The organism is Streptomyces sp. NPDC045287, from assembly GCF_056432325.1.
Window position 1 is genome coordinate 613,205 of record NZ_JBWKJG010000001.1, and the last position, 22,514, is coordinate 635,718.

General features: G+C 74.7%; 20 protein-coding genes. 6 read left to right on the plus strand and 14 right to left on the minus strand.

The window, feature by feature from the left end; translation table 11 throughout:
• Positions 1 to 68: 68 nt before the first annotated feature.
• Positions 69 to 1,259: an ARPP-2 domain-containing protein gene (locus AC07D6_RS02685; RefSeq protein WP_479041366.1), complete on the minus strand. Its 1,191-nt coding sequence runs from the start codon at positions 1,257 to 1,259 to the stop codon at positions 69 to 71.
• On the minus strand, positions 1,256 to 2,671 hold the full coding sequence (locus AC07D6_RS02690; RefSeq protein WP_479041368.1) for a hypothetical protein: 1,416 nt from the start codon (positions 2,669 to 2,671) through the stop codon (positions 1,256 to 1,258). Before AC07D6_RS02690 ends, AC07D6_RS02685 begins: the two co-directional genes overlap by 4 nt.
• A gap of 199 nt (positions 2,672 to 2,870) precedes the next feature.
• On the opposite strand from AC07D6_RS02690, the gene AC07D6_RS02695 reads away from it, so the two are divergent.
• Complete coding sequence (locus AC07D6_RS02695) at positions 2,871 to 3,761, plus strand: Gfo/Idh/MocA family protein (protein WP_315878649.1); 891 nt, start codon at positions 2,871 to 2,873, stop codon at positions 3,759 to 3,761.
• Positions 3,762 to 4,052: 291 nt separating this feature from the next.
• Here AC07D6_RS02695 and AC07D6_RS02700 read toward each other — a convergent pair whose 3' ends face one another.
• Positions 4,053 to 4,415, minus strand: a complete 363-nt coding sequence (locus AC07D6_RS02700; protein WP_479041370.1) for an arsenate reductase family protein — start codon at positions 4,413 to 4,415, stop codon at positions 4,053 to 4,055.
• A gap of 134 nt (positions 4,416 to 4,549) precedes the next feature.
• Here AC07D6_RS02700 and AC07D6_RS02705 point away from each other — a divergent pair, with 134 nt between their 5' ends.
• On the plus strand, positions 4,550 to 4,825 hold the full coding sequence (locus AC07D6_RS02705; protein ID WP_315878647.1) for a hypothetical protein: 276 nt from the start codon (positions 4,550 to 4,552) through the stop codon (positions 4,823 to 4,825).
• A gap of 115 nt (positions 4,826 to 4,940) precedes the next feature.
• On the opposite strand, the gene glnA is transcribed toward AC07D6_RS02705, so the two are convergent.
• The gene (gene glnA, locus AC07D6_RS02710) at positions 4,941 to 6,350 is read right to left on the minus strand and encodes a type I glutamate--ammonia ligase (protein WP_315881714.1); all 1,410 of its coding nucleotides are present in this window, start codon (positions 6,348 to 6,350) and stop codon (positions 4,941 to 4,943) included.
• Positions 6,351 to 6,580: 230 nt separating this feature from the next.
• On the opposite strand from glnA, the gene AC07D6_RS02715 reads away from it, so the two are divergent.
• Positions 6,581 to 7,051, plus strand: coding sequence for an RDD family protein (locus AC07D6_RS02715; RefSeq protein ID WP_315881713.1), 471 nt, complete (start codon positions 6,581 to 6,583; stop codon positions 7,049 to 7,051).
• 109 nt (positions 7,052 to 7,160) lie between these two features.
• Here AC07D6_RS02715 and AC07D6_RS02720 read toward each other — a convergent pair whose 3' ends face one another.
• From AC07D6_RS02720 to lipB, 4 genes are all read right to left on the minus strand, one after another.
• Complete coding sequence (locus AC07D6_RS02720; RefSeq protein WP_315879566.1) at positions 7,161 to 7,868, minus strand: DUF4191 domain-containing protein; 708 nt, start codon at positions 7,866 to 7,868, stop codon at positions 7,161 to 7,163.
• 10 nt (positions 7,869 to 7,878) lie between these two features.
• On the minus strand, positions 7,879 to 8,094 hold the full coding sequence (locus AC07D6_RS02725) for an SCO2195 family GlnR-regulated protein (protein ID WP_315879567.1): 216 nt from the start codon (positions 8,092 to 8,094) through the stop codon (positions 7,879 to 7,881).
• A gap of 262 nt (positions 8,095 to 8,356) precedes the next feature.
• The gene (gene lipA, locus AC07D6_RS02730; RefSeq protein ID WP_479041373.1) at positions 8,357 to 9,325 is read right to left on the minus strand and encodes a lipoyl synthase; all 969 of its coding nucleotides are present in this window, start codon (positions 9,323 to 9,325) and stop codon (positions 8,357 to 8,359) included.
• 118 nt (positions 9,326 to 9,443) lie between these two features.
• Positions 9,444 to 10,274: a lipoyl(octanoyl) transferase LipB gene (lipB, locus tag AC07D6_RS02735; RefSeq protein WP_315879569.1), complete on the minus strand. Its 831-nt coding sequence runs from the start codon at positions 10,272 to 10,274 to the stop codon at positions 9,444 to 9,446.
• A gap of 353 nt (positions 10,275 to 10,627) precedes the next feature.
• Between lipB and AC07D6_RS02740 the strand changes: the two genes are divergently transcribed.
• Positions 10,628 to 12,301, plus strand: coding sequence for a regulator (locus AC07D6_RS02740; protein ID WP_479041375.1), 1,674 nt, complete (start codon positions 10,628 to 10,630; stop codon positions 12,299 to 12,301).
• Positions 12,302 to 12,398: 97 nt separating this feature from the next.
• Here AC07D6_RS02740 and AC07D6_RS02745 read toward each other — a convergent pair whose 3' ends face one another.
• Positions 12,399 to 13,691 (minus strand): NAD(P)/FAD-dependent oxidoreductase, encoded by a 1,293-nt coding sequence (locus AC07D6_RS02745; RefSeq protein ID WP_479041377.1) that lies wholly within the window; start codon positions 13,689 to 13,691, stop codon positions 12,399 to 12,401.
• Between the two features lie 704 nt (positions 13,692 to 14,395).
• On the minus strand, positions 14,396 to 15,343 hold the full coding sequence (locus AC07D6_RS02750; protein WP_479041379.1) for a TIGR01777 family oxidoreductase: 948 nt from the start codon (positions 15,341 to 15,343) through the stop codon (positions 14,396 to 14,398).
• A 34-nt stretch (positions 15,344 to 15,377) separates the two neighbouring features.
• Between AC07D6_RS02750 and AC07D6_RS02755 the strand changes: the two genes are divergently transcribed.
• On the plus strand, positions 15,378 to 15,872 hold the full coding sequence (locus tag AC07D6_RS02755; protein ID WP_479041381.1) for an N-acetyltransferase family protein: 495 nt from the start codon (positions 15,378 to 15,380) through the stop codon (positions 15,870 to 15,872).
• 21 nt (positions 15,873 to 15,893) lie between these two features.
• On the opposite strand, the gene AC07D6_RS02760 is transcribed toward AC07D6_RS02755, so the two are convergent.
• Positions 15,894 to 16,412, minus strand: a complete 519-nt coding sequence (locus AC07D6_RS02760; RefSeq protein ID WP_315879644.1) for a DUF4240 domain-containing protein — start codon at positions 16,410 to 16,412, stop codon at positions 15,894 to 15,896.
• 135 nt (positions 16,413 to 16,547) lie between these two features.
• Between AC07D6_RS02760 and AC07D6_RS02765 the strand changes: the two genes are divergently transcribed.
• Positions 16,548 to 17,489, plus strand: a complete 942-nt coding sequence (locus AC07D6_RS02765) for an SDR family oxidoreductase (RefSeq protein ID WP_479041383.1) — start codon at positions 16,548 to 16,550, stop codon at positions 17,487 to 17,489.
• Here AC07D6_RS02765 and AC07D6_RS02770 read toward each other — a convergent pair.
• The 3 genes from AC07D6_RS02770 to AC07D6_RS02780 all read right to left on the minus strand — a co-directional run bounded on the left by AC07D6_RS02770 (position 17,480) and on the right by AC07D6_RS02780 (position 22,413).
• Entirely contained in the window at positions 17,480 to 18,457 is a 978-nt protein-coding gene (locus AC07D6_RS02770) for a helix-turn-helix transcriptional regulator (RefSeq protein ID WP_479041385.1), read from the minus strand. The two genes, AC07D6_RS02765 and AC07D6_RS02770, sit on opposite strands and share 10 nt — an antisense overlap.
• A gap of 91 nt (positions 18,458 to 18,548) precedes the next feature.
• Complete coding sequence (gene aceE / locus AC07D6_RS02775; protein ID WP_479041386.1) at positions 18,549 to 21,242, minus strand: pyruvate dehydrogenase (acetyl-transferring), homodimeric type; 2,694 nt, start codon at positions 21,240 to 21,242, stop codon at positions 18,549 to 18,551.
• A gap of 541 nt (positions 21,243 to 21,783) precedes the next feature.
• Positions 21,784 to 22,413: a GntR family transcriptional regulator gene (locus AC07D6_RS02780; RefSeq protein ID WP_315879577.1), complete on the minus strand. Its 630-nt coding sequence runs from the start codon at positions 22,411 to 22,413 to the stop codon at positions 21,784 to 21,786.
• Positions 22,414 to 22,514: the final 101 nt, after the last annotated feature.

Consider the following 22,514-nt stretch of genomic DNA (forward strand, 5'->3'; position numbering starts at 1 on the left):
GCGGTATGCCGCGCAGCTTGGCAACGGGGGATTTCCCGGCCATTGCCCGTGTGTGAACCCCGTGTTACTCAGCCTTCCCGCAGGGCACGCGCGCGCTGTGCGACCCCGTGCGCGTCGAGCAGCGCCCCGAAACCCGCGCGCCGGACCCGGGCGACCAGCTCCTCGTACCCCGTCCCGAGCGCCTCCGCCGTACGGGCCGGGTCCCAGTCGCAGTCCGCCAGCCGCCGCAGCACGTAACCGCGCCGGACCTGGTTCTCCGACAGCCGGAACGTCTTCAGGTACGCCGTCCGCCCCTTCCGGTCCGTGATCACCTCACCGATGTGCTGACCGCCCCGGCCGGCCTGGAACGGCGGCAGGAAGCGGTACAGCGTGAACGGCCCCGCCCCGCGCACCCGCTCCCACGCGTACGACGTCTCCAGCAGGTCGCGCGCCATCAGCCCGTCGTGCGCCGCCCGCCACGCGCGCTCCTCGGCGCGCGCCGCGGCCCGCAGGTCCGCGAGGGTCCGGACCCGGCCCGCGGCGTCGTCGATCCGTGCGGCGAACTCGGGCACCGGCCGCCCGTACAGCGCGTACTGGTGCACCAGCTCGCCGTACAGGTCCCGCACCAGCGACGGGTGCAGGGCCCGGTAGTCGTCCGGGTGCGGCACGACGAACGCCGCGGCGAGCGCGTCCGCCGCGTACACCATCACGCCGCACTGCCCCGGGTGGATCTCGAAGACCCGCAGCGCCTCGGCGAGCCCCCGCACCGACCGCCCCGCGTACGCGTCCTCCTCCCGTGGCGACAGCCCCCGGCGCACCGCCTGCCGGGACCACTCGTCCCACACGACGGACGGCCCGCCGAAGTGCAGCGCCAGGTACCCCTCCAGCGCCAGGTGCAGCGGCAGGAACCGCAGCCGCCCCCCGCCGCCGTCCCGGACCCGCTTGGCCAGCCGGTGGTGCGTCCGCACGGGCACGCACACCGGCGCGGCGACGCCCAGCCCCGTCCCGTACGCCGCGCCCCGCCGCCGGTCGCCCCCGCCCCCGCCGCCGTTCCCGTTCCCGTTCCCGCCGGCGGACCAGTCGGCGACGAAGCCGTGCGGGATGTACGACGTGTACGTGTGCCGCGGGCCGAGCGCGACCCGCCCGTACGCGTCGCCGTACAGCTCCTCGTGCAGCCGCAGCCCCTCGACCGGCCGCTCCCGCAGCAGCGGCACCAGCCGGACGCCGCCCCACACCTGCGCGGGCCCGGCCACCAGCCCGGCCAGGTCGATCCGGGTCACGCGTCCCCCAGGAAGAGCGCGACACGGCGGTCCAGGTACGCCCGCAGCTCGGCGAGCCCCGTGCGCCCCTCCGCGAACCGGGCGATCTCCACCAGCGACGGCAGGTCCTCCGCGTCCCGCACCCCGGCGGTCGGCACGCAGGGCGCCAGCCGCCGCACGTCGAAGCCGTCCGCGTCGTACACCGGATTCAGGTGCACCACGCTCGTCCGCCGCTCCGGGTCCAGCCGGGTCCGCCACACGCGCAGCACCTCGCCGGCGAGGCCGGGCGGCGCGTTGTCCCAGCCGTCCGACACGATCAGCAGCCGCTCCGGGTCGGTCTCCAGCGCGTCCAGGATCCGGGCGCCGAGCGGCGTCGGCCCCCAGGGCCGCGCCATCAGCGGGTCCGTGGAGCCCGACGTCCACAGCGGCGCGTACCCGCCCGGCCGGGCCAGCGCCTCCAGCAGGAAGTGGCAGCCCAGCGCCACCGCCAGGGGCCGGCGCCGCTTCACGTCCGACCCGTACGACGAGTAGCTGTCGTCCAGCACCGCCGCGACCCGCCCCCACGTCCCCGCGTACGGGCCCGCCGCCCGGTGCGCCGCCGCCCGCAGCGCGCCCGTCAGCTCCGCCCGCCGCGCCGCCCGCTCCCCGAACCCGAGCGACAGCGCGTACAGCGCGAGCCGGGTCAGCGGCATCGCCGCCAGGTCGGCCCCGGGCGCCCCCGCCCGGCCCTGTGCGCGCAGCCGCTCCAGGCGGGTCATGCGGGGCGCCATCCGCTCCAGGAACACCGCGCGCGGTACGCCGTGCCGGGCGGCGAACCCCTCGGCGACCGTGAACGGCAGCGCGTACAGCGCGGCCTGCTCGTGGCGGGCCCGGCGGTACGCGTCGAGGCGCGGGTCCTCGTAGCGGGCGCGGCGGCGCGGCGCGAACAGGAAGTCGCCCAGCTCCGCGCCGCCGGGGAGCAGGTGCGCGTGCCGGGCGGCGCGCTTCAGCCCGGCCCGGTACTTCACCGCGTCGTGCGCGGGGTCGGGGCGGGCCGCCAGCCAGTCGCGCATCAGCGCCCGCGTACGCCGGTTGTTGACCCGGGCGGCGCGCAGGGCGCCGAACAGCCGGTACACGCGCTGCGGGGGCAGCGTGGCGAGCCGGGCCGCGATGAGCCGCCCCTCCAGCCGCTTCTCCTGCGGACCGGCCTCGTCCGCGTGGCGCAGCAGCCGCTCGACGACGAGGGCGGCGTTGTGGTCGTTGATGTCGAGGGCGAGCGACGCGGCGTACAGGGGGCGGTAGTTGACGCGCACGTACGCGTGGAGGAAGTCGAGCGACAGCCGCTGCTCGTCCGCCGACGACCGGAACTCGCGCTGCCCGGTCGCGGTGACGGCGGCGTTGACGAAGAGGAGCACGTCCTCGGCGGCGACGAGGTCGGAGAAGGTCTCGGCCATGGTCCCCCCGGTCGGCCGGTCGGTCTCGGTGCGGCGTGGTGGTGCGCCGGCCGGGGAATGGGGGCGTGAACAGCGAAAGCGTTGCTTTACAGAGCAGGTCCCGGAAGTCACGCCGGAGTCCCGCGGCCGGCCCGAGAAACGTAGCACCGGACGCGGCCCGGCCCGGCATGGTTTTCGAGCAGCGGGCAGACTTGCGGACATGACGAAGGCGACACGCATCGGACTCCTCGGCACGGGCCCCTGGGCCACCCGCACGCACGCCCCCGCGCTGGCGGCGCACCCGGGCGTCGACTTCAGCGGCGTGTGGGGGAGACGCCCGGACGCCGCCGCCGGGCTCGCCGCGGAGTTCGGCACGCGCGCGTACGAGGACGTCGACGCCCTGTTCGCGGCGAGCGACGCCGTGGCGGTCGCGCTGCCGCCCGACGTGCAGGCGCCGTTCGCCGTGCGGGCCGCGGCGGCCGGGTGCCACCTGCTGCTGGACAAGCCGGTCGCGACGAGCGTGGCGGGCGCGCGGGAGGTGGCGCTGGCGGCGGAGAAGTCCGGGGTGGCGTCCGTGGTGTTCTGCACGCTGCGGTTCGCGGCGGGCACCGCGCCGTGGATCGAGGAGCAGGCGGCGGCGGGCGGCTGGTACCTGGCGCGGGCCCACTGGCTGGGCGCGCTGTTCTCGCCCGGTTCGACCAGCGCGTACGCCGCGTCGCCGTGGCGACGGGAGAAGGGCGCCCTGTGGGACGTGGGCCCGCACGTCCTGTCGGTGCTGCTGCCGGTGCTGGGCGACGTGACGCAGGTGGTGGCCGCGGCGGGCCCGGACGACACCCGGCAACTGGCGCTGCGGCACGCGGGCGGCGCGGCCAGCTCGGCGGCCCTCTCGCTCAGCGTCCCGGTCGCGGCGGCGGACGCGGGCATCACGCTGTACGGCGACCGGGGGCAGGTGGCCATGCCGCGCTGGGACGACGCGGTCGGGTCGTTCGCGGCGGCGGTGGACGCACTGCTGGCCGCGGCGCGGACGGGCGTGCCGCACGGGTGCGACGCACGGTTCGGCCTGCGGATGACGGAGATCCTGGCAGAGGCGGAGGGCCAGACGGGAGCCTGAGCGGCTTGGGGGGCCTGCGAGGCTTCAAGGGCCTGGGGGCCCGGTGGGGCCTGGGCGGTCTGGGGGGCTCGACTGACCCGGTCAGGGTTTGAGCGGCCTGGCGGAGCCCGGGGCCCGCCGCGGGAAGCGGTCGCACGGGGCCGGAAGGGCCCCCGCGCAGAAGAAGACGCCCCGGGCGCTTCCTGTCCACCACGCCCCAACCCCGCCGCGCCCCACCCACCGAGCCCTCCCCGCCCCGCCCCCGCCCTGCCGGCCCCGGCGCCATGGCGGACATGGCGGGCATGGCGTGGTTCAGGACCGGGAGAGCGCGTCCCGGACGGCCTCCTCCGACCGGCCGACGACCGCCGTGCCGTCGTCGGCGGTGATGATGGGCCGCTGGATGAGCTTCGGGTGCGCGGCCAGCGCCTCGATCCACCGCCCGCGGGACGCCTCGTCGCGGGGCCAGTCCGCCATCCCCAGCTCCTTCGCGGCGGCCTCCTGGAGGCGGGTGATGTCCCACGGCTCCAGACCGAGCCGGCCCAGGACGTCGCGGATCTCGTCGGCGGACGGCACGTCCTCCAGGTACCGGCGGACCGTGTACTCGGCGCCCTCCTCGTCGAGGAGGCTCAGCGCGCCACGGCACTTGGAACAGGCGGGGTTGATCCAGATCTCCATGCCGCCACCGTACCCGCCGGGAACCCCTCCGCACCCCGTCTGGCCAGGGCCGTTTGTCAGTGCCCCCCGGTAGAATCGAAGCAGTCAGTGAGGGTCCGGGGAGGGCCCCCGCACCCCGCACCAGGAGGTCGCCGATGGCCGTCGCCACCGTCACGCCGCTGCCGCTCGAACCCTGGAAGCCCCTGCGGAAGAAGCCGCTCCCGGCCGGCCGGCCGCGCGAGTGGTACGTGTCCCACAACCGCCACCTCAAGGCCATGCGCCTCGCGATAGCCCTGCTCGACTCGGGCGTGTACGCCGCCTCCAAGGCCGACGACGACACGATCCGCGCCACCGCCGAGAACCTCGGCATCCACCCGCCCTCCGACACCACGTGCCGCCTGGTCCGCACCCTGATCCGCGCCACCCACTGACCGACCGCCCGGCGGGCATCACCGCCGCCCGCCGGGGCCCTCCGAAGCGGCGAGGGCCGCCACCCCGGGGGTGGCGGCCCTCATCGGCTGTCCGGCGCGGGGCCGGGTCCGCGGCCTACAGGTCGAAGTACAGCTCGAACTCGTGCGGGTGCGGGCGGAGCTGGATCGGGGCGATCTCGTTGGTGCGCTTGTAGTCGATCCACGTCTCGATCAGGTCGGACGTGAAGACGCCGCCCGCCTGGAGGTACTCGTTGTCCGCCTCCAGGGCGTCGAGGACCGCGGGGAGGGAGGTCGGGACCTGGGCGACGCCCGCGTGCTCCTCGGGGGCCAGCTCGTACAGGTCCTTGTCGATCGGCTCCGCCGGCTCGATCTTGTTCTTGATGCCGTCCAGACCCGCGAGGAGGAGGGCCGAGAAGGCCAGGTACGGGTTGGAGGACGGGTCCGGGGCGCGGAACTCGACGCGCTTGGCCTTCGGGTTCGAGCCCGTGATCGGGATGCGCATCGCAGCCGAGCGGTTGCGCTGCGAGTACACCAGGTTCACCGGCGCCTCGAAGCCCGGCACCAGGCGGTGGTACGAGTTGACCGTCGGGTTGGTGAAGGCCAGCAGCGACGGGGCGTGCTTCAGGATGCCGCCGATGTAGTAGCGGGCGGTGTCCGACAGGCCGGCGTAGCCCTGCTCGTCGTAGAACAGCGGCTCGCCGCCGGACCACAGGGACTGGTGGACGTGCATGCCCGAGCCGTTGTCACCGAAGATCGGCTTCGGCATGAAGGTCGCGGTCTTGCCGTTGCGCCACGCGACGTTCTTCACGATGTACTTGAAGAGCATCAGGTCGTCGGCGGCGGCGAGCAGCGTGTTGAACTTGTAGTTGATCTCCGCCTGGCCGGCGGTGCCCACCTCGTGGTGCTGGCGCTCGACCTGGAGGCCGACCTTCTCCAGCTCCAGGGAGATCTCCGCGCGCAGGTCGGCGAAGTGGTCGACCGGCGGGGCGGGGAAGTAGCCGCCCTTGTAGCGGACCTTGTAGCCGCGGTTGTCCTCGACCGCACCGGTGTTCCAGGCGCCCGCCTCGGAGTCGATGTGGTAGAAGCCCTCGTTCGCGGAGGTGTTGAAGCGGACGGAGTCAAAGACGTAGAACTCCGCCTCCGGGCCGAAGAACGCCGTGTCGGCGATGCCGGTGGAGGCGAGGTACGCCTCCGCCTTCTTCGCGATGTTGCGCGGGTCGCGGCTGTACTGCTCACCCGTGATCGGGTCGTGGATGAAGAAGTTGATGTTCAGCGTCTTGTCCCGGCGGAACGGGTCGAGACGCGCCGTCGACAGGTCCGCGCGCAGGGCCATGTCCGACTCGTGGATGGCCTGGAAACCGCGGATCGACGAGCCGTCGAAGGCCAGCTCCTCGGACGGGTCGAACGCCGTCGCCGGGATCGTGAAGTGCTGCATCACTCCCGGAAGGTCGCAGAACCGGACGTCGACCATCTTGACGTCGTTGTCCTTGATGAACTTCTGGGCTTCGTCGGCGTTCTGGAACATCCAACTCCTCCTCCTCCCACCCGGGGGAGGGCGGGGTTGCGATTCGGTCGCGGGACCAGTGCGGTGGCCCACGCTGGACCCGACCATAGGTACGGGGGATTTCTCAAGCATGACCCATTTGTTTCGCCCAAGTTAACCGGTGCGGCTGCCGGGGCCCGGCGGACGGGTGTGCCGCGCGCCCCGGCGGCCCGGCTCGCGGTGATCAAAAGTGGGCGCAGTACCGTGTACGGGTGGACAACAGGCGAGTAATCGGATCGTGGCTCTCCGGGCCGCGTGCGGCGGCCGAGGAGATGGGCGCCGACTTCGGCTACCGGGGCGAACGGCTCGGTCTGCCGGAGACGGGACCCGGCTCCGTCGCCCCGCTCGGGCGGCGCTTCGGCGCACTCTTCATCGACTGGTCCCTCTGCATGGTCATCGCATACGGATTGATCACTCGAGGTGACTGGAACGCGGCGGGCAACTGGGCCCTCGGTGTGCTGTTCCTCCTCGGCGTCCTCACCGTCGGCACCATCGGCTGCACCCCCGGCAAGCGGTTCCTGGGCCTGCGCGTCATCGCCGAGGACGGCGAGCGGCTCCGCTTCGGCCGCGCCGTCGTCCGCACCGCGTTGCTCTGCCTCGCCGTCCCCGCCCTGATCTGGGACCGCGACGGCCGCGGCCTCCACGACCGGCTCGCCCGCGCCGTACAGGTGCGGATGCCGTAGCGGCGGCGAGGACGGGAAGGACGGGGAGACGGAAAGGGCAGAGAAGGCGGAGAAGACGGAGGAGGGCGGTCGCGTCGCGACCGCCCTCCTCCGTTTCCGTCCGTCCGTGTCAGCGGAGCCTTCCGCCGCGCGGCATGCGCATGCCCTTGGGCATGGGGCCCTTGGGCAGCGGCATGTTGCTCATCAGGTCGCCCATGGCCCGCAGCCGGTCGTTCGCCGCCGTGACCTGCGCCGCGGTCAGCACGCGCGGCAGCTTCAGCATCGTCGTGCGGACCTTCTTCAGCGGCACCTGGCCCTCGCCGTCGCCGACGATGATGTCGTGCACCGGCACGTCCACCACGATGCGGGCCATCCGCTTCTTCTCGGCCGCGAGCAGGCTCTTGAGGCGGTTCGGGTTGCCCTCGGCGACCAGGACGATGCCGGGACGGCCGACCGCGCGGTGGATCACGTCCTGGCTGCGGTTCATCGCCACCGCCGGTGTGGTCGTCCAGCCGCGGCCCACGTTCTGCAGGACGGCCGCTGCCGCGCCCGGCTGGCCCTCCATCTGCCCGAAGGCCGCCCGCTCGGCCCGTCGCCCGAAGACGATCGCCATCGCGAGGAAGGCCAGCAGGAAGCCCAGGATGCCCAGGTAGACCGGGTGCCCGATCAGGAAGCCGATCGCGAGGAGGGCGCCGAAGACGACGATCCCCACGCCCGCGATGACAAGCCCGACCTTCGGGTCGGTCCGCCGGGTCATCTTGTACGTCAGAGCGATCTGCTTCAGTCGCCCGGGGTTCGCAGCGGCGTCACCGCTGTCTGCATTCGACTTCCTCGCCATGCTCTGAAGTTTACGTGTCCGACGGCGCTCGGCTCGCCGCGGCCTCCAGTACGTGCTGCGCCTCCGCCCGGGCGAGGGCCCTGCGGCGGTCCTCCAGCACGGACGACCAGGCGTTGCGGCGGGCGGTCCGCTGGCCGCCGCGCAGCAACAGCGCTTCGACGGCGCGCAGGGCGCCGGTGACGGACGGGAGGGCGTGGACGCGTACCTGCTGACTCGGGGCCTGCATGTCGGTGTCCCCCTGGAGCGGGTGAGCGGATGTGGGTGACGCGGGGAGCCGGCGCGCCGGCGGGGGCACCGCGGGCGGCCCGGCCCGCGTGCCCGCCGGGCGGGCGCCCGCACGGTGCGTACGACCAGTGTTACCCAACGGTGTTACCAGCGCGTGTCCGACCGGTCAAACCACGGCGACGGCCCGGCGCCGTCCGTACACCGCCGCGCAGGCGTCCACCTGCGCGGGAGCGTACGGGCCGTGCGCCGGGCCGTGCCGGACGTCACACCGCGGGCGCGGTCTCCACCGTCGCGCCGCGGGCCTCCATCGCCTGCTGGAACAGCCGTCCCGCGCGGTACGAGGAGCGGACCAGCGGGCCCGACATGACACCGGAGAAGCCGATCTCGTCGGCCTCCTCCTTCAGCTCCACGAACTCCTGCGGCTTCACCCAGCGCTCCACCGGGTGGTGGCGCACGGAGGGCCGCAGGTACTGCGTGATGGTGATCAGCTCGCAGCCGGCCTCGTGCAGGTCGTGCAGCGCCTCGCTGACCTCCTCGCGGGTCTCGCCCATGCCGAGGATCAGGTTCGACTTGGTCACCAGGCCGGCCTCGCGGGCCCGCGTGATGACCTCCAGCGACCGCTCGTACCGGAAGGCGGGGCGGATCCGCTTGAAGATCCGGGGCACCGTCTCGACGTTGTGCGCCAGCACCTCGGGGCGGGACGAGAAGACCTCGGCCAGCTGCTCGGGGACCGCGTTGAAGTCGGGGATCAGCAGCTCGACCTTGGTGTGGCCGCCCTCGCGGCCGGCGGTCATCGCGTGGATCTGCCGGACCGTTTCCGCGTACAGCCAGGCGCCGCCGTCCTCCAGGTCGTCGCGGGCGACGCCGGTGATCGTGGCGTAGTTCAGGTCCATCGCCACGACGGACTCGCCGACGCGGCGCGGCTCGTCGAGGTCGAGGGCCTGCGGCTTGCCCGTGTCGATCTGGCAGAAGTCGCAGCGCCGCGTGCACTGGTCGCCGCCGATGAGGAACGTCGCCTCGCGGTCCTCCCAGCACTCGAAGATGTTCGGACAGCCCGCCTCCTGGCAGACCGTGTGCAGCCCTTCGCTCTTGACGAGCTTCTGCAGCTGGTTGTACTCGGGGCCCATCTTCGCCCGGGTCTTGATCCACTCGGGCTTGCGCTCGATGGGGGTCTGGCTGTTCCGGACCTCCAGGCGCAGCATCTTGCGTCCGTCGGGTGCGACTGCGGACACGGCTGGCTCCTACGGCTTCGATTCTTCGGCGAACACCAGGGTACGCCCGTCAAAAGTGCGGCCTTACGTCTGGCCAACCTCGAGCCAGAGGGTCGCATTCCCCCAGGTCTGAGGAGGGTCAGGCGGTCGCCGCCCCCTCCGGGGCCCCCACGGGCTCCGGCGTCCTGTCGATCACGCGCGGCCGGGGCTCGGCGCTCTCCAGCACGTCCCGCAGGTGGCGCTCCACCACCGGCAGGACCTCGGCGATCGTCACCTCGCGGCCCAGCTCGTTCGCCAGCGACGTCACCCCCGCGTCGCGGATGCCGCACGGGACGATGCGGTCGAACCAGGTGTTGTCCGGGTTCACGTTCAGCGAGAAGCCGTGCATCGTGACGCCCTTGGCGACGCGGATGCCGATCGCCGCGAGCTTGCGGTCCTCGCGGCGCTGGCCCGCGTTGGACGGGGCGTACTCGGGGCCGCTCAGGCGCGGGTCGAACTCCTCGTCGTTCAGCCGCGGGTCGAAGTCCAGCGACAGCCCGCCGAACGCGGGCCGCTCCTCGACCGGGTCGCCCAGCACCCACACGCCGCTGCGGCCCTCGACGCGGGTCGTCTCCAGCCCGAGCTCCGCCGTCGCGCGGATCAGCGCCTCCTCCAGGCGCCGCACGTGCGCCACGACGTCCACCGGGCGGGGCAGCTTCAGGATCGGGTAGCCGACCAGCTGGCCGGGGCCGTGCCAGGTGATCTTGCCGCCGCGGTCCACGTCCACGACCGGGGTGCCGTCCAACGGGCGCTCGCTGTCCTCGGTGCGCCGCCCCGCCGTGTACACGGGCGGGTGCTCCAACAGCAGACAGGTGTCCGGCACCTCGTCCGCGAAGCGGGCGGCATGGACCTCGCGCTGCTTCTCCCATGCCTCCAGGTAGTCCACGGCGTCCTCACCGAACCCCAGATGGACGAATCGCAGCTCGCTCACGGCACCGTCTCCCTAGAAATGCGCGTCACGCCCCTGCCACTGTACGGCGGCCGTCGCGGAGCGGACCGCGCGGGTTTCGATGCGGGCCGGCGGACGCGGTCCGGAGGGGCGCGGGGCGGGGCGGGAACGGGGCGCCGGGCCCCGCCTGACGCGCCGGGGGAACGGGGGGCCGGAGGGACGCCGGGGCGGCGTGGGGCACCGGAGGCGGCCCGCGGGCGTCAGTACCGAATCTGACCCTCACACGATCGGATGAATATGGGGCGAAGGTGGCGGTATCGGTGCCGGCGACAGTTAAATTCGCGCCGTTCCAAGGGGGCTGACCCCGGCCCGGAAGGCAGGAGACCGCACAGCTGATGACGGATCGACCCCCGCAGCGCAACCCCAACCGCCAGCTCGCCGCACTGATCGCGGAAGCCGGATTCTCCAACGCAGGCCTTGCCAGACGGGTGGATCAGCTCGGCCTCGAGCACGGACTCGACCTCCGCTACGACAAGACCTCCGTCACCCGCTGGCTGCGCGGCCAACAGCCGCGCGGCACCACCCCCGCGCTGATCGCCGAGGTGTTCACCCGGCGCCTCGGCCGGCGGCTGTCCGCCCAGGACCTCGGCCTCGACGCCTGCGCGCCCGTGTACGCGGGCCTGGAGTTCGCCGCCACGCCCGAGGAGGCCGTCGACATCGTCAGCGGGCTGTGGCGCAAGGACTCCGGCAGCCACACCGAGCTGCGGAAGATCGCCTTCACCCCGGCGGGCCTGGTCGTCCCCAGCCGCGACTGGCTGATCGGCCGCGCCGACGAGCACGTCGGCCGCGGCGAGCCCCCGCGCGGCGCGGGCGGCCCGGCCGCGGCGCCCCCGGCGAACGGGCGCGTCCCGGCGCAGGGGCGCCCGCCCGGCCGCGGCGTCCCCGGTACGGCGCCGGGGCCGGACGCCAGCGGCACGGCATCGTTCGGCGCGGCCGGGAGCCGGACCGGGCCGGGCGGCCCGCTCCGCGGCACCCCGGCCCGCCCGGCCGGCAGGCCGGTCCTCACCGGCCGGACCGGCCCGGCGAACGCCGCCGGGGCGCCCGCCCCGGCCGACGCCGCCCTTCCCCTGCCCCGCCAGCGGGGCACCGAGAGCGGGGCGGGGCAGCGCGTGACCGCCGGGGACATCGCGGCGCTCCGTTCGATCGGCGAGCTGTTCCGCACGCTGGACCACGCCTACGGCGGCGGCCACGCCCGGCAGGCCCTCGTCCGGTACCTGGAGCACGAGGCCGAACCGATGCTGCGCGGCAGCTACGGCGAGGCCACCGGGCGGCGGCTGTTCGGCGCGGCCGCCGACCTGACCCGGCTGGCCGGCTGGACGTCGTACGACATCGCCGCGCACGGGCTGGCGCAGCGGTACTTCGTGCAGGCCCTGCGGCTGTCCCAGGCGGCGGGGGACCGGGCGTACGGCTCGTACGTCCTGATCACGATGAGCCGCCAGGCCGTGTACCTGGGCCACGGGCGGGAGGCCGTGCAGCTCGCGCGCGTCGCCCAGCAGGGCGTCGGCTCGTCGGCGCCGCCCGTCGTCCAGTCGATGCTGCACGCGGTGGAGGCGCGGGGGCACGCCGTGCTGGGGGAGGTGCGGGCCTGCACGTCGTCGCTGGTCCGCGCCGAGCGGGCGCTGGAGGGCGCCCGCCCCGGCGAGGAGGTGCCGCACTGGGCGCGCTCCTTCGACGAGGCGCAGCTGGCGGACGAGTCCGCCCACTGCCACCTGGACCTCCGGCACTACCGGGCCGCCGCGCAGCACGCGGAGCGCGCGCTCCAGCTGTACGCGCCCGGGTACGCGCGCAGCCGCACGTTCTGCCGTGTGGTCCTGGCCGCGGCCCGGCTCGCCCTCGGTGAACTGGAGCAGGCGTGCGCCCTGGGCGCGGAGGCGGCGCGGCAGGCCGCCGACATGCGTTCGGCCCGCGCGGTGGAGTACGTCCGCGACTTCGAGCGCCGTCTGGACCCCCACCGTGACGCCCTGCCGGTCCGCGCCTACCGGGAGCGGGCGGCGGCGGCGCTGGACTGAACGCGGCGGCGGTGCGGCCCGGGCCCTGCCCCGGGCCCCGCCGCCCCTGGCGCCCGGGGCGGCCCCGGGGAGCGCCTCCGGGCGGGGCGGCCCCGGTCTACGCCGCCGCCTCCGTGCGCGCGGACGGGTTCGCCGGAGGGAGGCCCAGGTCCCGGAGGATCGCCTGGGCCGCGCGGCGGCCGGAGCGGAGCGCGCCCTGCGGGGAGCTCACGTCCCGGTGGTCGCCGCACACGTACAGGCCCGCCAGGAGCCGTACCGGGCGCCGCAGGTCGTGCGGGGCCGGCATCGCCGGTACGGCCTCCGGGTCGTGCCGTACTCCCAGGAGCTCCCAGTCCGCCGTTCCCGTGCCGTACAGCGCCGCCAGGTGCTGCCGCACCCGGGCGTCCAGGTCGTCCGGGGGCGTGCCGAGGACCGTGGAGGTGATCAGCGCCCGGCCGCGCGGCGCCCGCGTCGGGTCCACCTCGCTCATCACCGCCGTGTGCGACACCGGACCCGTCCGGTCCGCGTCCAGCACCAGCGCGGGGGCCGCCAGCGGCGCCTCGGGCGCGGTGTGGTGGAGGACGGTCACCGGGTGGAACCCCGGCACCCGCAGCCCCGGCAGCAGCTCCGCGGCGGCTCGCGCCCCCGTCGCCACGACCAGCGACCGGCACGTGAACTCCCCGTGCTCCGCCGTGACCACCCGGCTGATCGACGCGTCCTTGACCCGTACCCCGGTGCGGACCGTCCCGGCGGGCAGCGCCGCCGCCATCCGCTCCGGCAGCCGCGCCGCGCCGCCCTCCGGGACGCACAGCCGCCCCCGCGCGAACCCGCGCAGCGCCAGGTCGGCGCACCGGCTGGAGGTGGTCAGGTCCGGGTCGCTGAGCAGGGCGCTCAGCAGCGGCCGCAGGAACGTGGTGACCGTCCGCGGCGGCAGGCCGCGGGACGCCAGGGCCTCCGTCGCGGCGCGCTCCCGGCGGGCCAGCAGCCGCTCGGTGGGGGTGCCGGCGAGCCGGGCCAGCGACGCGCCGAGACGGGCCTGGTCCAGTGGGCGCGGGCCGCTCGCCAGCGCCCTCGCCCTGGTCAGCGCGGACCGCGGGCCGCCGCGCACCTCGCCGGTGCGGTGCAGCCGGCCCCCGCTGTGCACCAACACTCCCGGCTGGAACCGCCGCAGGGTCCCGACGTCCACGCCGGCGACGCGGTGCAGCTCCGGGTACGACGTGTTGAGCAGTTGCCCGGTCCGGTCGAGGCGGAACCCGTCGACGTGGTCGGTGGCCATCCGCCCGCCGACCCGCGGGGCGGCCTCCAGGACCCGTACGGCCAGCCCGGCACTGGACAGGTGGTGGGCCGCGGCCAGCCCCGCGAGCCCGGCTCCGACGACGACGACGTCCGCGTGATCTGCGGTACTGAGCACGTGATCCTCCCCGGGTGACGGTTCGGTGCGTGGGTGGCTCATGCCCTGGACGGGCCCCCGGAATGCCCGAATTCGGGGCTGGGACGCCCCGAGCGGGACCAGAGCGTAGGCCGACCCGCCGGTACGGGGGAGTCGCGCGCGTGGGGGGTCACCGAAGCACGGAGGTAGCACGCGCGTGCTGCCACGGCCCTCGGCACCGCATGTTCCGGTACGGCGCGCGGCGCCCGTGCTTCCTCCCCCCGGCCCCGGCTCCGCCCGGCGGGGAGACCCCGCACCGGGCGCCCCCGGCGGACACCGGGAGGGGGGAGCGCCTCCGACGGGCACCAGGGGGCTGGGGGCGCTCCCCGGGCCGGCCCGCGGGGTGGAGGCGGGTGCCGGGAAGGGGGAGGGCGCGTCCGTGGGCCGCGCAGGGGCGAGGGAGGAGGGCGTCCCCGTGGGCTGTGCGGGGAGTGGGAGGGGCGTACGGCTTGTGGGCCGGGCGAGGGAGGAGGGCATCCGCGTGGGCTGTGCGTGGAGTGGGAGGGGTGTGCGACTCGTAGGACCGAGGGGCCCTGTGGGCCGGGAGGGGGCGGGTGCGCCCGTGGGCCGCTCGTGGAGCCGAAGGGGCGCGCGGGTGTCGAGGCGGTGATCGCGCGGAGGCGCGAAGCGCTGAGCACGTTCGCCGTCTCGACACCCGCTGAAAGCGCCCCGGAGGCGGAGCGAGCCTAAAAAGGGGCAGCCCGGATCGCCGATTCCACCGTCGGGAACGCGAAGCGGAACCCCGAGTCGAGGAGGCGGCGCGGCAGGACCCGCTGGCTGCCCAGGACGTCGTGGGCGAAGTCGCCCAGGGCCAGGCGGAGGGCCGGGGCCGGGACGTGGAGGACCGCCGGGCGGTGCAGGACGCGGCTCATCGCGGCCGTCACCTCCCGGTTGGTGACCGGTTCCGGGGCCGTCAGGTTCACCGGCCCCGACAGGTCCGGGGTGTCGATCAGGTGTCGTAGCGCCGCCACTTCGTCGTGCAGGGCGATGAAGCTCCAGTACTGCCGCCCGTCGCCCAGCCGCCCGCCCAGTCCCGCGCGGAACAGGGGGAACAGCCGTCCCCACGCTCCGCCCCGCGCGGCCACGACCAGGCCCGTGCGGGCGTACGCGACGCGGATGCCGGCCTCCTCGGCCGCAGCGGCCGCCTCCTCCCACGCCACGCACACCGACGGCAGGAACCCGTCGCCCGCCGGGGCCGACTCGTCCACCGCGCGCGTGCCGGTGTCGCCGTAGTACCCGAGGGCCGTTCCGCACACCAGGACCCGCGGCGGCACGTCCAGGGCCGCCACTGCCTCCGCGATCGCGGCCGTGCCCAGCACGCGGCTGTCGCGGATCTCCCTCTTGTACGCCTCCGTCCAGCGCCGGTCGCCGACTCCGGCGCCCGCCAGGTGCACCACCGCGTCGCAGCCGGCGAGCCCCGCCACGTCCACGTACTGCCGTTTCGGGTCCCACTCCACCTCGTCCGCGCCGCGCGCCGGCCGCCGCACCAGCCGTACCACGTCGTGCCCGTCCGCCCGCAGCGAGCGCACCAGGGCGGAGCCGATCAGCCCGCCGGCACCGGTCACGGCGACCCGTCCGCGAGGGGACGGGGAGGGGGACGCGGGGGGCGAGGAGGAGCCCGGGGAAAGAGACATGACCCCATCCTGCCCCCGTGGCACAGTGACGGTCATGACCCCCTCTCCCATACGCGCCGCGCGCTCCGGCGACGCCGAGGCCCTCAGCCTGCTCGACCACGCCACCTGGTCGACGCTCCACGCCGTGATGCCGCGCCCGCAGCCGCCGTTCGTCCCGTTCTTCGACGTCGACCACCGTCCGGAGGACTACCTCGTCGCGGACCTCGGCGACGGCCCCGTGGGCTACGTCCGCCTCGGTCTCGCCACCCGCCTCGCCTGCAACCGCCACGTGCGCCAGATCCAGGGCCTCGTCGTCGCCGAGTCCGCCCGCGGCCGGGGCCTCGCCCGGGCCCTGTTGCGCGCCGCCTGCGAGGAGGCCCGCGGCCGGGGCGCCACGCGGATCACCCTCCGCGTCCTCGGCCACAACGTGCCCGCGCGCGCCCTGTACGCGTCGGAGGGCTTCGCCGTCGAGGGCGTCCTGCCGGGGGAGTTCCTGCTGGACGGGGTGTACGTCGACGACGTGTTCATGGGCCGGTCCCTCACCGGCTGACCGGCCCCGGGTGCGGGCCCGCTAGCCGCCGAAGCGGTCCCACAGCCGCGGCAGCCGCTCCGCCAGCGCCGTGTCGTCGTCCACGTCGAGCGGGGTGCCCGCCGGCTCGGGCGGCTGCGGGGCGATCCCCGGGTCGGGCGCCTCCACGCCGGTGAGCTGCTCGTACGCCTCGTCCGCCGCGTACCCCAGCTCCTCGCCGTCCCCGTCGACCGCCGGGTCGAAGTCCTCCAGCAGTTCCGCGAGCGTCTCCGGGTCGTGCACCGCGCCCTCGAACACCTCCCGCCCCTGGCCGATCAGCCAGCACCGGAAGGAGTCGAACGCGTCGTCCCCGGCCCCGCCCAGCAGCACCGCGGCGGCGGCCCGCAGGTCCCACGTGTACGCGCGGGCGTACCGCGCCTCGAAGTGGCGGGCGAAGTCGAGGACGGAGTCGGGGTCCAGCCGCACCAGCCGCTCCACGAGCAGGTCGGCGTGGTCCTCGGGGTCGCCCTCGGCGGCCTCGCGGGTCGAGTCGACGATCTCCCAGAACTCCGTCTCGTCCATCACGGGACCAGCATCCGGCGCGGGGGGCGGCACCGCACGGGGAACGGCGCACGCGGGGTGTCACGCCGGGTGTCCGGAGCGGTTCTGCCGGAAAACCCGACAGGAGGTGTCGTCTTTGCGTGGGACGGTCGTCCCATGACGATCCACAGCACCGAGCACCAGCAGCCCCTCGCCGGCAGGGTCGCCCTCGTCGCCGGCGCCACCCGGGGCGCGGGCCGCGCCGTCGCCGTCCAGCTCGGCGCCGCCGGCGCCACCGTCTACGCCACCGGGCGCACCACCCGCGACGAGGTCAGCGAGGTGGGCCGGGCCACCGAGACGATCGAGGAGACCGCCGAGCTCGTCACCGCGGCCGGCGGCCGGGGCGTCGCCGTCCCCACCGACCACCTCGTGCCCGACCAGGTCCGCGCCCTCGTCACCCGGATCGACGCGGAGCAGGGCCGCCTCGACGTCCTCGTCAACAGTTGCTGGGGCGGCGACCACCTGCTCCTGCCGACCTGGGACGCCAAGATGTGGGACATCGACCTCGACCAGGGCCTGCGCATGCTCGACCTCGGTGTCCGCACCCACGCCATCACCAGCAGCGTCGCCCTGCCGCTGCTGGTGCGCCGCCCCGGCGGCCTGGTCGTCGAGATGACCGACGGCAACGCCGAGTACAACAAGCGCTTCCGCGAGCAGTTCTACTTCGACCTCGCCAAGACCGCCCCGCTCCGCATGGCCTTCGCCCTCGCCCACGACCTGAAGGACGCGGGCGGCACCGCCGTCGCCCTCACTCCGGGGTTCCTGCGCTCCGAGGCGATGCTCGACCACTTCGGCGTGCGGGAGGAGAACTGGCGCGACGCCTGCGCCCGCGAACCGCACTTCGCGATCGCCGAGTCGCCCGTGTACGTCGGCCGGGCCGTCGCCGCCCTCGCCGCCGACCCGGACCGCGGCCGCTGGAACGGCCGGTCCCTCGACAGCGGGCAGCTCGCCAAGGAGTACGGCTTCACCGACGCCGACGGGTCACAGCCGGACGCCTGGGGGTACTTCCGGGACGTCGTCGACGGCGGCAAGGACGCGTCCGCGGACGACTACCGCTGATCCCGCCCGTACACTTCCGCCATCCGCGCCGCCGCCTCCGCCAGCCGTTCCCGGAGCGCGGGCGGCTCCAGCACCTCGGCCTCCGGGCCCAGCGCCAGCAACTGCCCGAACGCCACCTCCTCGGACTCCGCCGGCAGGGTGACCGTCACCCGGCCGGCGGGGTCCGGGGGCCCGGCCGCCTCCAGTGCCTCCCGCGCCGCGGCCCGGTCCGTCACGTACGGCAGGCCGCGCGCCCCGGCCTCCGACAGGCGCACCACGACCGCCGTGCGCAGCAGGGACCGCGCGAACTGGGCGGCCCGCTCCTCCCAGAACCCCGGCAGGTCGAACGACTCGTCCCGGTCGAACCGCTCCTCGCGCGGGGCGACCCGGCTGAACCGGTCCACGCGGTACACCCGCACCGCGTCGCCGGCCCGCGCGCACAGGTACCAGACCCCCGCCTTCAGCACGAGCCCGTACGGCGCGAGCTCCCGCTCCACCTCGCCGTCGCCCCGCCGGTAGCGGGCGTCGACGAGCCGGTCGTCCCACACCGCCTCCGCGATCACCGGCAGCAGCTCGGGCGTCTCCGGCTCCTGGTACCAGCCCGGCGCGTCCAGGTGGAACCGCTGCGCCGCCGTCCGGGAGGCGTCCCGCAGCGACGGCAGCAGCGCCGCCGACACCTTCAGCCGGGCCGCCGACGCCGCGTCGTCCAGCCCCATCTCGCGCAGCGCGCCCGGCACGCCCGACAGGAACAGCGCCTCCGCCTCGCTGCGGGCGAGGCCGGTCAGCCGGGTCCGGTAGCCGCCCACGAGCCGGTAGCCGCCGCCGCGCCCCCGGTCCGCGTAGACCGGGACGCCCGCCTCGGAGAGGGACAGGGCGTCACGGGCCACCGTCCGTTCGGACACCTCCAGTTCCCGGGCCAGCTCGGCGGCGGTCATGGACGGCCGGGACTGGAGCAACAACACCATCTTGATCAGGCGGGCGGCACGCATCCGGCCATCCTGCCCCGGCGGGGCCCCGGCACGCCCGTGCCCCCGGCCGCCGTCACGGCGGCCGGGGGCACGGGCGGGGGAGGGCCGGGCCTTACAGGCCGTACCGCTCCCGGGCGTCCTTCACCGCGGCGGCCGGGACCTCGCCGCGGCGGGCGAGCTGGGCCAGCGCGGCGACGACGATCGACGGGGCGTCCACGCCGAAGTGGCGGCGGGCCGCCTCGCGGGTGTCCGACAGGCCGAAGCCGTCGGCGCCCAGCGACGTGTAGTCCTGCTCGACCCACTGCGCGATCTGGTCCGGGACCTGGCGCATGTAGTCGCTGACGGCCAGGACGGGGCCCGGCGCGTCGGCCAGCGCCTGGCGCACGTACGGTACGCGCTCCTCGCCGCGCAGCAGCGCCGCGTCGGCCTCCAGCGCGTCGCGCCGCAGCTCGGTCCAGGAGGTCGCGGACCACACGTCGGCGGTCACGCCCCACTCCTCGGCCAGCGTCCGCTGGGCCTCCAGCGCCCAGTGGATCGCCGTGCCCGAGGCGAGCAGCTGGATGCGCGGCGCGCCCGCGGCGCCCGAGCCCTCCTTGAACCGGTACAGGCCCTTGACGATGCCCTCGTCGATGTTGTCGACGGCCGGCTTGGCGGGCTGCGGCATCGGCTCGTTGTAGACGGTCAGGTAGTAGAAGACGTTCGGGTCCTCGCCCGGGGCGCCCTCGCCGTACATCCGGCGCAGACCGTCCTTGACGATCACCGCGACCTCGTACGCGAACGCCGGGTCGTACGTCAGCGCCGCCGGGTTGGTCGCCGCGATGACGGGGGAGTGGCCGTCGGCGTGCTGGAGGCCCTCACCGGTCAGCGTCGTGCGGCCGGCGGTGGCGCCGACGAGGAAGCCGCGGCCGAGCTGGTCGCCGAGCTGCCACATCTGGTCGGCGGTCCGCTGCCAGCCGAACATCGAGTAGAAGATGTAGAACGGGATCATCGGCTCGCCGTGCGTGGCGTACGCGGTGGACGCGGCGATGAAGTCGGCCATCGAGCCGGCCTCGGTGATGCCCTCGTTCAGGATCTGGCCGTCGACGGCCTCCTTGTAGTACATGAGCTGGTCGCGGTCGACCGGCTCGTACGTCTGGCCCTTCGGCGAGTAGATGCCGAGCGACGGGAACAGCGACTCCATGCCGAACGTACGGGCCTCGTCCGGGACGATCGGCACCCAGCGCTTGCCGGTCTCCTTGTCGCGGACCAGGTCCTTGATGAGGCGGACGAACGCCATGGTCGTCGCGACGGCCTGCGAGCCGGAGCCCTTGTCGAACGCGGCGAACGCCTTCTCCGCCGGGGCCGGCAGGGGCGCGACCGGGTGGACGCGGCGGGCCGGGGCGGGGCCGCCGAGCGCCGCGCGGCGCTCCTGGAGGTAGCGGACCTCGGGGGAGTCGGCGCCCGGGTGGCCGTACGGCACCAGGCCGTCGGCGAAGGCGCTGTCCGGGATGGGCAGGCCGAGGCGGTCGCGCATGTCCTTGAACTCGTCCACCGACAGCTTCTTCATCTGGTGGTTGGCGTTCTTGGACGCGAAGCCCTTGCCGAGGGTGTGGCCCTTCACGGTCTGGGCGAGGATCACCGTCGGCGCGCCCTTGTGGCTCAGCGCGGCCTTGTACGCGGTGAAGACCTTGCGGGCCTCGTGGCCGCCGCGCGAGTAGCGGAAACACTCGATGATCTTGTCGTCGGACAGCAGCTTCGCCATCTCGGCGAGGACCGGGTCCTTGCCGAAGAAGTCCTCGCGGATGTAGGCGGCGTCGCGCGTCTGGTACGTCTGGACCTGCGCGTCCGGGACCTCGCGGAGGCGGCGGACGAGGGCCCCGGTGGTGTCGAGCTGGAACAGCTCGTCCCAGGCCGTGCCCCACAGGGTCTTCACCACGTTCCAGCCGGCGCCGCGGAACTGGGCCTCCAGCTCCTGCACGATCTTGAAGTTGGCGCGGACCGGGCCGTCGAGGCGCTGCAGGTTGCAGTTGATGACGAAGGTCAGGTTGTCGAGGCCCTCGCGCGCGGCGAGCGCGAGCGCGGCGGTCGACTCGGGCTCGTCCATCTCGCCGTCGCCGAGGAACGCCCACACGTGCGAGGCGGAGACGTCCTTGATGCCGCGGTTGGTGAGGTAGCGGTTGAACCGCGCCTGGTAGATGGCGGAGAGCGGGCCCAGACCCATGGAGACGGTCGGGAACTCCCACAGCCACGGCAGCCGGCGCGGGTGCGGGTAGGAGGGCAGGCCGTTGCCGCCGGCCTCCTGGCGGAAGTTGTCGAGGTGCGCCTCGGTGAGGCGGCCGTCGAGGAAGGCGCGGGCGTAGATGCCGGGGGAGGCGTGGCCCTGGATGAAGAGCTGGTCGCCCGAGCCGTCCCGCTCCTTGCCGTGGAAGAAGTGGTTGAAGCCGGTCTCGTAGAGCCAGGCGGCGGAGGCGAAGGTGGCGATGTGGCCGCCGACGCCGTACTTGGAGCCGCGGGTCACCATGGCGGCGGCGTTCCACCGGTTCCAGGCGGTGATGCGGGCTTCCAGCTCCTCGTCGCCGTCGAAGCCGTAGTCGGCCTCGGCGGCGGTCGGGATCGTGTTGACGTAGTCCGTCTCCAGCAGCTTCGGCAGCGCCAGACCGGCGTCCTGGGCCCGCTCCAGGGTGCGGCGCATCAGGTACGCGGCACGGTGCGGCCCCGCCGCGGCGGCCACGGCGTCCAGGGACGCCTGCCACTCGGCGGTCTCCTCGGGGTCGCGGTCCGGGAGCTGGTCGAGCTCGCTCGGCTGGATGCGGGTGGGGTCGGTCATAATCGCCGCCTTCCGGAGTCGAAGGGGTGGGGAGCCCTTGGTCTTGGCAGGACAGGGCGAGGGGACCTCTGTTGAAGTCCGTCGATGACTGTACGACCGTGATCGATGATCGATCAAAGGGCGAGCGGCAAAATCTTATGTCAACGGGCAAAGTCGGCATTGGGTGCCATGATTTTGGGCACCCGGTGCCGTGTTTTCTTAGGGAAGGGTGATCGTTTGAGCGCACCCGCCGCAGAATGAGCGCATCGCGCGCAGGGGTGCCGGTCCGGCTCGGGCGGACGCGGGCGGCGAGGGAGGGCGGGTTCGAGGTTGGCGCGCGGCGCGGGAGGGCCGCCGGGGCTGCGCGCGCGGCGCGGGAGGGCGGTCCGGGGGCACGCGGGCCGGGCGGGAGGGCCGCCGGGGGTGAGGAGGGTCGCCCGGGGCTGCGTGGGCGGCGCGGGAGGGCGGGTTCGGGGTGCGTGCGGCACGTGGGCCGCCGGGGCTGCGCGCGGGGTGGGAGGGCGGTCCGGGCCGCGCGCGCCCGGTGGGAGGACCGGCGGGGCTACGCGCGGGGGGCGCAGCCCAGGACGTGGGCCTTGACGAGCGTGCCGATCTCCGGGTCCCGGCGGCGGAACGCCGCCACCAGGTCCTGGTGCTCCTGGGCGTACTCCTTCTGGACCGTGCCGAGCCAGCGGATCGACAGGGCCGTGAAGACCTCGATGCCCAGGCCCTCCCAGGTGTGCAGGAGCACCGCGTTGCGCGCGGCGCGGACCAGCTCGCGGTGGAAGGCGACCGTGTGCCGCACCTGCGCCGTCCCGTCGCCGTGCGCGTCCGCCTCGTACAGAGCCGCCACGTGCGGCTCCAGCGCCGAGCAGTCCTCCGCCAGGCGCTCCGCCGCCAGCTCCGCGGCGATCTGCTCCAGGCCCGCCCGGACCGGGTACGACTCCTCCAGGTCCGCCGCGGACAGGTTCCGCACCCGGACGCCCTTGTTCGGCGCCGACTCGATCAGCCGCAGGCTCTCCAGCTCCCGCAGCGCCTCCCGCACGGGGGTCTGGCTGACCTGGAGCTCCGTCGCGATGCGGCGCTCCACGATCCGCTCGCCCGGCTTCCAGCGGCCGCTGACGATCCCCTCCACGATGTGCTCGCGGATCTGTTCCCGCAGCGAGTGCACGACGGGGGGCGGGGTGGTCATGGAGGGGGCTCCTTCGCTGCCGCGGCGGTCGACGCCATCGCCGCCATTATTCCGCCCGGAACGGGCCGGACGACGACGGCGCCCCCGCGCCGGGCAACTGC

Coding starts and splice junctions, on each gene's coding strand:
- AC07D6_RS02770 (WP_479041385.1), bottom strand. CDS start 18,457: ATGCGTGCCGCCCGCCTGATCAAGATGGTGTTGTTGCTCCAGTCCCGG.
- AC07D6_RS02705 (WP_315878647.1), top strand. CDS start 4,550: ATGGCCGTCGCCACCGTCACGCCGCTGCCGCTCGAACCCTGGAAGCCC.
- AC07D6_RS02755 (WP_479041381.1), top strand. CDS start 15,378: ATGACCCCCTCTCCCATACGCGCCGCGCGCTCCGGCGACGCCGAGGCC.
- glnA (WP_315881714.1), bottom strand. CDS start 6,350: ATGTTCCAGAACGCCGACGAAGCCCAGAAGTTCATCAAGGACAACGAC.
- AC07D6_RS02740 (WP_479041375.1), top strand. CDS start 10,628: ATGACGGATCGACCCCCGCAGCGCAACCCCAACCGCCAGCTCGCCGCA.
- AC07D6_RS02765 (WP_479041383.1), top strand. CDS start 16,548: ATGACGATCCACAGCACCGAGCACCAGCAGCCCCTCGCCGGCAGGGTC.
- AC07D6_RS02725 (WP_315879567.1), bottom strand. CDS start 8,094: ATGCAGGCCCCGAGTCAGCAGGTACGCGTCCACGCCCTCCCGTCCGTC.
- AC07D6_RS02720 (WP_315879566.1), bottom strand. CDS start 7,868: ATGGCGAGGAAGTCGAATGCAGACAGCGGTGACGCCGCTGCGAACCCC.
- AC07D6_RS02690 (WP_479041368.1), bottom strand. CDS start 2,671: ATGGCCGAGACCTTCTCCGACCTCGTCGCCGCCGAGGACGTGCTCCTC.
- AC07D6_RS02750 (WP_479041379.1), bottom strand. CDS start 15,343: ATGTCTCTTTCCCCGGGCTCCTCCTCGCCCCCCGCGTCCCCCTCCCCG.
- AC07D6_RS02695 (WP_315878649.1), top strand. CDS start 2,871: ATGACGAAGGCGACACGCATCGGACTCCTCGGCACGGGCCCCTGGGCC.
- aceE (WP_479041386.1), bottom strand. CDS start 21,242: ATGACCGACCCCACCCGCATCCAGCCGAGCGAGCTCGACCAGCTCCCG.
- AC07D6_RS02780 (WP_315879577.1), bottom strand. CDS start 22,413: ATGACCACCCCGCCCCCCGTCGTGCACTCGCTGCGGGAACAGATCCGC.
- AC07D6_RS02760 (WP_315879644.1), bottom strand. CDS start 16,412: ATGGACGAGACGGAGTTCTGGGAGATCGTCGACTCGACCCGCGAGGCC.
- AC07D6_RS02700 (WP_479041370.1), bottom strand. CDS start 4,415: ATGGAGATCTGGATCAACCCCGCCTGTTCCAAGTGCCGTGGCGCGCTG.